This is a genomic window from Sphingomonas sp. (assembly GCF_031380695.1).
In the GTDB taxonomy this organism is placed as follows: Bacteria; Pseudomonadota; Alphaproteobacteria; order Sphingomonadales; family Sphingomonadaceae; genus Sphingomicrobium.
Genome location: NZ_JANMWY010000310.1, coordinates 1 through 5802, shown reverse-complemented (window position 1 = coordinate 5802; position 5802 = coordinate 1). Strand labels below are relative to the sequence as shown.

General features: G+C 66.0%; 8 protein-coding genes and 1 pseudogene. 3 read left to right on the top strand and 6 right to left on the bottom strand.

Translation table 11 applies throughout. The features are described from left to right. The 4 genes from RMN84_RS12345 to RMN84_RS11245 all read right to left on the bottom strand — a co-directional run. The coding region (locus RMN84_RS12345; RefSeq protein WP_405051482.1) for a DUF3597 family protein at positions 1–221 on the bottom strand (221 nt) is incomplete at its 3' end. Positions 222–224: 3 nt separating this feature from the next. Then, complete coding sequence (locus RMN84_RS11255; RefSeq protein WP_309612259.1) at positions 225–677, bottom strand: PA2169 family four-helix-bundle protein; 453 nt, start codon at positions 675–677, stop codon at positions 225–227. Between the two features lie 148 nt (positions 678–825). After that, positions 826–1572: a hypothetical protein gene (locus RMN84_RS11250; RefSeq protein ID WP_309612258.1), complete on the bottom strand. Its 747-nt coding sequence runs from the start codon at positions 1570–1572 to the stop codon at positions 826–828. 87 nt (positions 1573–1659) lie between these two features. After that, positions 1660–1896: a hypothetical protein gene (locus RMN84_RS11245; protein WP_309612257.1), complete on the bottom strand. Its 237-nt coding sequence runs from the start codon at positions 1894–1896 to the stop codon at positions 1660–1662. Between the two features lie 105 nt (positions 1897–2001). Here RMN84_RS11245 and RMN84_RS11240 point away from each other — a divergent pair, with 105 nt between their 5' ends. From RMN84_RS11240 to RMN84_RS11230, 3 genes are all read left to right on the top strand, one after another. Beyond that, the gene (locus tag RMN84_RS11240) at positions 2002–2805 is read left to right on the top strand and encodes a methyltransferase (RefSeq protein WP_309612256.1); all 804 of its coding nucleotides are present in this window, start codon (positions 2002–2004) and stop codon (positions 2803–2805) included. Positions 2806–2827: 22 nt separating this feature from the next. Then, positions 2828–4084 carry a cation:dicarboxylate symporter family transporter gene (locus RMN84_RS11235; protein ID WP_309612255.1) on the top strand — a complete coding sequence of 419 codons (1257 nt, stop codon included), beginning with the start codon at positions 2828–2830 and terminating at the stop codon, positions 4082–4084. Between the two features lie 148 nt (positions 4085–4232). Continuing rightward, positions 4233–4559 (top strand): UrcA family protein, encoded by a 327-nt coding sequence (locus RMN84_RS11230; RefSeq protein ID WP_309612254.1) that lies wholly within the window; start codon positions 4233–4235, stop codon positions 4557–4559. 109 nt (positions 4560–4668) lie between these two features. On the opposite strand, the gene RMN84_RS11225 is transcribed toward RMN84_RS11230, so the two are convergent. Together RMN84_RS11225 and RMN84_RS11220 are read right to left on the bottom strand one after the other, a co-directional pair. Then, positions 4669–5403, bottom strand: coding sequence for a LytTR family DNA-binding domain-containing protein (locus RMN84_RS11225; RefSeq protein ID WP_309612253.1), 735 nt, complete (start codon positions 5401–5403; stop codon positions 4669–4671). Further along, positions 5396–5802, bottom strand: a pseudogene (locus RMN84_RS11220) (hypothetical protein); the annotation flags it as partial. The gene RMN84_RS11225 and the pseudogene RMN84_RS11220, both read right to left, overlap by 8 nt.

The following is a 5802-nucleotide window of genomic DNA, read 5'->3' as shown; positions in this document are numbered from 1 at the left end:
GACTTCCAATTGAGGTCGGGATGACCTTTGTCGGCCGAGATTTCATTGAGGACGCCCTCGACATCGACCGGCGCCGCGGACGTTGCAGCTTCAGTTAAAGTCGGCACTGCCCGGGCCTGAGCCGGGGCCGTGGTCACGTCGACTGGAGCCGGTTGCGGGGCGGCTTGGCCTGCAGCCGGGTGACCGAAGATTGCATTCTTGATCGCAGAGAAAACGCCCATGGTTCAGGCCTCCAATCCATGCTTGAGGTCGCGCATCTGATCGTGCCCGCGCAGGACCGACGCATTGGCGGCCTCGATGACGGCACGGGTCTCGGGCGCTAGGCTGTCGGTCTTCAAGGCAGCTTCAAACTTTTCCTTGAGATAATCTTCGCCGCGCTCGACTTCGTTGACGATCGCCTGGTCGTCGCGACCGGTGATTGCCGCCTTAAGGTCGAGAAAGCGCTGATGCGTTTTGCCGAGAAAGCTGCCGTCGTCCTCAGGATTTCCGCCGAGGCGAGCAACTTCGGACCGCAACGATTCAGCGACAGTGGCGCGCTCGTCGGCGAACTTGCGGAACAATTCCTGAAAGCGACCCGAATCGGCGTGGCTGGCGGCGTCGCGATAGCCATTGACGCTATCCAGCAAGGTCGCGGTGAGGGTATTGAGAGCGGTAATCTGGGTACTGGCTTCGGTCATGGTATGCTCCTGAAAACGATTTAGTCGGGTGCACAACGCACAAATCGGTTGAGCGATGCGGAACGAGACGGGATATTTCGCTTGAAGCGCCGAAGCGCACCGGTTGTTCGGCAGGCTGACCTTAATCAGAGTGGCCATCTCGCAGCGGTCAGCTTGGCACCCCCGGCAGATGTGCCGCGATTGGGGCCCAGACATTGGTGGCGAGCACGCCGACCTGGATGATGATCACCAGCGCGGTCAGCGAGACGCCGAGCGAGGTCACGGGGTGCAACTCGCCGATGGTTTTGCGGTCCCACAGGATCAGCGGGATGAACAGCGCCAAAGTGAGAATCCCGCCGATGGCGTGGATCAGCAGGCTCGGCGGTCCGATCGGGAAACGGCCGATTCCGGGCTGCATGATCATCAGCATCGCCACCAACATGGCGCGCTTGTGCCATTGCGCCTCGCGGCGACTGGTCCAGCCGATCCATAGCATCAACGCGAACGGAATAATCCCGGACAGGGGCACGATCGTCCAGTCGAGCGGATCGGTAAAGGGCGGCGCATTCTGCCGCGCGACCTGCCACACGGCGGTCAGGTACATCAGCGGGACGAGCGCGAGCGCAATCACGAACGACAGCGCACCAAGCATCATGTGCAGGTCGCGGCGGCCGGCGGCGACGAGCTGGGTCTGGACGATGAAGATCAGCAGCCAGGCGCTGAACACAAGGCCGTGGACCATGACATGCGGCGGCAGGCTGGGGTTGGGGCGGGGATAATGGACCATCCCGCGCAAGTAGAAGCTGGGCATGAAGCCGACGAAGATCACCGCGGTCATGAACAGCGCCATGCGCGAATAGAATTTGCGTTCGGCCGACTGCGCTTCGGCGGCGGTCGGTGCAGCGAGCGTGGCCATGTGATCCCCCCGGATGATCAGACACGACCCAAGTTAACCATCTTTCGCGCCCACATTAAAGAAAATACCGCCGGTGCGATGGATCCATCAATCGGGAACAGCGGCTATCCGTGGTTTCGGGAGTTTCTTGCCCCGGCCCATCGACCAGTTGGATTGAAGCCGGATCTGCGGGGTGGGCACGCACCAGACTTCGCCGCCGTCGTCCATGCCGACCACCCACAGCAGGTCGAATTCCTGCCCATAGTCGATGACGGCGATGGCGAATCCGGCGCCGCGATCGACCACGTGCAGGGGAATCGGGGGATCGAGCTGGGTCAGCGCCATGGGCCGATAACCCGTTGTTTGCCAACCGGTTCCAGACCGAAGCGCAAAGAAGCTGGCGTCGCGCGCGCGATGCCCGTAGCGTCGCTGGCAGCAAGGAGACGGGCGATGCGTGGCAAGTGGCTGACCGGACTGGCAATAGGGCTCGCCCTGACAACGGCGGCGGATGCGAAGCCCGGTCACCATCACGCGAGGCGTAGCGCCAGCAGTGCCGCGATGCAGTCCGCGGCCGCGGTGGCGTCGGCGGTTGCCGATCCCCGACGCTCCATCGACAACCTCAAGCTCGATAGCTCGCGCAAGCCGGCAGAGGTGCTGAACTTCCTGGGCCTGAAGCCGGGGATGGAAGTCGCCGACATGTTCGGCGCCAATCATTATTGGGCGGAGATTTTCGCCCCGGCGGTCGGGCCGAAGGGTCATGTGACGGTGTGGGAGCCCGAGCAATTCTATAGCGACAAGAGCAAGGCCGAGTTCGCCACGTTCGCGGCGGGGCGGCCCAATGTGTCGATCCTGGCCAGCCCGTTCGCGACGCCGAACCTGCCGTCGGCGGCGTATGACTTCATGCTGATCAACCTCGACTATCACGACGTCTATTGGCAGTCGGCCAAATACGGCATCACGCGAATGGAGCCTGATGCGTGGCTCAAGACGGTGCTCGCGGCGATGAAGCCGGGCGGAATCGTCGGCGTGGTCGATCATATCGCCAACCCCGGCGATACGCGCGCGACGGTCGAGAAGCTGCACCGCATCGACCCGGCGACGGTGCGCGCCGATTTCGAGCGGGCGGGATTTGTGTTCGATGGCGACAGCGATCTGCTGCGCAATCCAGCCGACGACCACAGCAGTCTGGTGTTCGATGCGGCCATCCGGGGCAAGACCGACCGCTTCATCTACCGATTCAAGAAACCGCGTTGATCCGGGCGGGCGGGGTCCGGTCATGAGGATTGGGCCGACGTGGCGGGTGCTCGGCGCGCTAGTCATCGGCCTGCTGGTCGGGGCGCTCAGCGCCAAGTCGTCGTGGAGCGAACCGGTCGTGCGGGCGGCGTCGACCATCGGCGGGCTGTGGCTCGACGCGTTGAAGATGACGGTCATCCCGCTGATCGTCGGCCTGCTGGTGACCGGCATCGTCGGCGGCAGCGACGCGGTGCGCGAGGGCGGCGTTGCCGGTCGGTCGATGCTGTGGTTCGCAGTGATCCTGACCGGATCGGCAGTATTCGGGGCGGTGGTGATGCCGCTGCTGCTGGACGTCTTCCCCTTGCCGGTGGCGGCGGGCGAGGCATTGCGGGCCGGGCTGGCCGGGGTCGATGCCAATGCCACGGCGGCGGCGGTGCCGGGGCTGGCGGACTTCGTACGGTCGATCGTGCCGCCCAATGTGATCAAGGCGGCGGCCGAGGGGTCGGTCCTGCAACTGGTCGTGTTCACCGCGCTGTTCGCCTTTGCCATCACGCGACTGCCCGGCGAGAAAAGGCGACCGCTGGCGGCGTTCTTCGACGCGCTGGCCGAGGCGATGCTGGTGATCATCGGCTGGGTGCTGTGGCTGGCGCCCGTCGGGGTGCTGGCGCTGGCCTTTGCGGTCGGCGCGGGGGCCGGGGGTGCGGCGTTCGGGGCGGTACTGCATTATATGGTGCTGATTTCGAGCCTGGGGATCGCGATCCTGCTGGCGGCCTATGTCGTCGCGGCTGCGGTCGCGCGCTGGCCGTTGGCGCGGTTCGCGCGCGAGATGGTCGCGCCGCAGGCGGTGGCGATCTCGACCCAATCGAGTCTGGCCTCGCTGCCGGCGATGCTGGCTGCGGCGAAGGAATTGGGCGTGCCGCCGACAAGTGCCGACGTGACCCTGCCGCTGGCGGTGGCGCTGTTCCGCGCGACTGGTCCGGCAATGAACATGGGCGTGGCGATCTATGTCGCGCACTGGATGGGGCTCGGCCTAAGCCCGCTGGCGCTGATCGCCGGGGTCGCGGTGGCGGCGACGACCACGTTCGGGACGGTCAGCCTGCCCGGTCAGCTGAGCTTCGTGACGTCGGTCGCGCCGATCGCGTTGGCGATGGGGGTACCGATCGAGCCGCTGGCGATCCTGATCGCGGTCGAGACAATCCCGGACATCTTCCGCACGCTGGGCAATGTGACGATGGACGTCGCCGTGACCGGAGCGGTTGCGCGCAAATCGCTCAATCGGGAGATCGCGCCGGTCGACTGAGCCCAACTGTTCGTCGCGGAAAACCGCCCTTTGTCGTTATTTAGACTGTGTTGGTACAATAACACACCAAGGTGGGCCTCAAGCAGCGTAGCGCCTTGTTCGACCCAACCGGGCATCCCGCCTGGCGGATCGATGAAGGAGCATAGCCATGATGATCTTGATCGCCCTGGCGGCCGCCGCCGCCGCTCAGCCCGCGCCCGCACCCGCCGGCGAAATGCAGCGGATCGAAATATCTTACGCCGACCTTAATCTGACCAACCGCGAGGGAGCGGCGACGCTTTATCGCCGGGTGCGCGGCGCTGCCAAGGCGATTTGCGGCGGCAGTACCGAGGGAGGGGTGGAAACGCTCGATGTCGTCGGGTGTCGCTCCGACGTCGTGAACACCGCGCAACTCCAGGTTACGGCGGCGATCGAACGCGCCATGTCGAAGCGCGGCCAGGTGTCGGTCGAGGCAATGTTGATCAAAAAGCGCTGAACCAATCTGCAACGAGTGCCGCCCGTCCCCAAGGGGGCGGGCGGCATTTTCGCGTCTAGCGACCGGCCATTTCGCGGACGGCGTCGCTGTAGAGGCGGCCGACGGGCTGTTAGCTGCCGTCGGCGAGGCGGGCGATCCAACGGCCCGAGGCGTTGCGCGAGAAGCCGGTGATGACGTCGCGGCGAACGATCGCCGAGCGGTGGAGGCGAAGGAACAGCGCCGGGTCGAGCCCGTCCTCGAGCGCGTTCATCGAGCTGTGGATCAACCAGCTGCGCGCGCCGACGTGAAGGCGCATATAATCTCGCTCAGCCGAGACGCGGTCGATGTCGCGCGCGGCAATGCGGACCAGACCCGACATGTCGGACGCCCAGAATTCCGCGAGATGCTTCGACGGCGGGGCGGGGTCGGGGGTGCCGGCCTCGTCGCGGCGGCGCAGGTAGGCGCGCGCGCGATCGAGGGCGCGGGCCAGGCGGTCGGGATCGACCGGCTTCATGACATAGTCGACCGCTGCGACTTCGAACGCGGCGACCGCGAACTGATCGAAGGCCGTGATGAAGATGACCGCCGGCGCCGGGCGGCGAGCGGCGAGCGCGCGCGCGACCTCGATCCCGTCGAGGCCGGGCATGGCGATGTCGAGCAGCATCAGGTCGGGGGTCAGTGCGTCCGCCATGCGGATCGCGCCCTCGCCGTCGCTGGCGGTGCCGAGGAGGTGGACATGGCCGCAGCGGGCGAGGAGCAGCTGCAGCCGCTCGGCAGCGAGCGGCTCGTCATCGGCGATGAGGATGGTCAGCTCGGCGTGGGCATCGGCGAGCGCGGGCTGGTCGGGCTGAATGGTGTCATGCATTGGCGCGGGATTCCGGATCGGGAGCGGGCTCGAACGGCATCGTCAGTCGCACTTCATAGGCAGCGTCGCCGAGCGGGCCGAAGGTACAGGTCGCCGCGTCGCCGAAGCGGGCATTGAGCCTGCCGCAGACGTTGGCGAGGCCGACACCGGTGCCGTGCGATGGGGTGGCGAGCGCAGACGATGCGCGCTTGCCTTCGCGGTGGTTGGTCACGGTCAGGGCGAGTCGGTCCGGGCCGTCGGGGGTCGCGGCAATGCGCAGCACGACCTTCTCGCGGCTGGCGGCGACGCCATATTTGATCGCGTTCTCGACGATTGGCTGCAGCAGCAGCGCGGGGAGGCGAGCCCGTTCCAGTTCGGCCGGAACGTCGATCTCGACCCGCAGGCGCTTGGGGAAGCGGA